At 60.8% G+C, this 1,710-nt stretch carries 1 protein-coding gene; it reads right to left on the bottom strand.

Features of this window, described 5'->3' with window-relative positions; all coding sequences use genetic code 11:
• Positions 1–257: 257 nt before the first annotated feature.
• Positions 258–1,624 (bottom strand): IS3 family transposase gene (locus tag BGN95_RS06780; protein WP_286772056.1). Its coding sequence is split into 2 segments (ribosomal slippage): positions 258–1,273 and positions 1,273–1,624, totalling 1,368 coding nucleotides; the frame shifts between segments, so codons are not numbered across the junction.
• Positions 1,625–1,710 lie beyond the last annotated feature (86 nt).

Genomic DNA, 1,710 nt, shown 5'->3' on the forward strand with positions numbered 1-1,710 from the left:
TTCAGTGGAGCCATTGGTTCGAAGGCCGCAAGCGGCAGCATTGGCCTGACTTCGCGCTGGTCGTTGCTGGCCAGGCCGAGATCCACGAGGTCAAGGAACTTGTCCGTCGTCACAACATTTGGCACAGATCGCTGCGTAGATTAGCGGAGTGTAGGCCTCGTCTGGGGGTTGATGTTAGGCGGCTGTCCGTCGTCACAACATTTGGCACAGATCGCTGCGTAGATTAGCGGAGTGTAGGCCTCGTCTGGGGGTTGATGTTAGGCGGCGAGCTTGCGGTGTTGCAAGCGCCGATGTTCGATGGTCTGCCGCTTGATCCTTTCGCGCTGTTTGATGATGGCTGGGGCCCTGCCGAAGTAGGCGTCGGCGGGCGTCACGTTGTTCAGGCTCTCGTGATAACGCTGGTGGTTGTAGTGCTCGACGAACGCCTCGATCTGGGCCTCGAGGTCACCGGGCAGGAAGTAGTTCTCCAGCAGGATGCGGTTTTTCAAGGTCTGGTGCCAGCGCTCGATCTTGCCCTGGGTTTGCGGGTGCATCGGGGCGCCGCGTACATGGCTCATCTTCCGGGCCTCGATGTATTCCGCTAGTTCGCCAGCGATGTAACTCGGGCCATTATCGCTGAGCAGCCTGGGCTTGTGCAGCACCGTGGCGCTGTCGCAGCCCGAGGCCTTGAGGGCGAGGTCCAGCGTGTCGGTCACGTCCTCGGCCCGCATGTTGGTGCACAGTTTCCAAGCGATGATGTAGCGCGAGAAGTCGTCGAGCACGGTCGACAGATACATCCAGCCCCATCCGATGATCTTGAAGTAGGTAAAATCGGTCTGCCACATCTCGTTCGGGCGCGTGGTCTTTGTGTGGAACTGATCGGCGGCCTTGATCACGACATAGGCCGGGCTGGTGATCAGATCATGGGCCTTTAACAGGCGATAAACCGTGGCTTCGGACACGAAGTAGCGTCTCTCGTCGGTGAAGCGCACCGCCAGTTCCCGGGGGCTCAGCTCGGACTGCTCCAGTGCCAGTTCGATGATCTGATCGTGGATGTCCGCCGGGATCCGGTTCCACACCCGGCTCGGCGCTGAAGGCCGGTCAGCCAGCGCCTCGGGACCGCCTTCAAGGAAGCGATCATACCAGCGGTAGAAGGTCCGGCGCGCGATGCCGAGCTTGTCCAGCGTGCGCTTGGCCGGCAGGTGCGACTGCTCGACGATCCGGATGATCTCGAGCTTCTCGGATGCAGGATACCTCATTCGTCTTCGCCCCCATCCGCGATCATGCTTTTTTTAAGCAGGCGGTTCTCGAGGGTCAGGTCGGCCACGCACTCCTTCAGCGCACTGGCTTCGCGGCGCAGATCCCTGACCTCATCAGTGGTCGCAGCACGGGCGGTGTCGCCGGCCAGCCGGCGCTTGCCCGCCTCCATGAACTCCTTCGACCACACGTAATAGAGGCTCTGGGCGATGCCTTCCTTGCGGCACAGCTCGGCGATACTGTCATCACCGCGCAGCCCGTCGAGCACGATCCTGATCTTGTCCTCGGCCGAGAAGTGGCGCCGGGTCTGCCGCCGGATATCCTTCACCACCCGCTCAGCAGGGGCCTTCATAGGCGATTTTTTAAAGGAGGAGGGTTGGGGCTTCATCTTCGTTCCTTCGTCACTACGACGAAGCCCCAACCCTCCTTAAATCACAACCTCAAATCTGTGCCATTGGTGCTGACGGGGAACAG

Source organism: Sphingomonas sp. 66-10, from assembly GCF_001897045.1.
In the GTDB taxonomy this organism is placed as follows: Bacteria; Pseudomonadota; Alphaproteobacteria; order Sphingomonadales; family Sphingomonadaceae; genus Sphingomonas; species Sphingomonas lycopersici.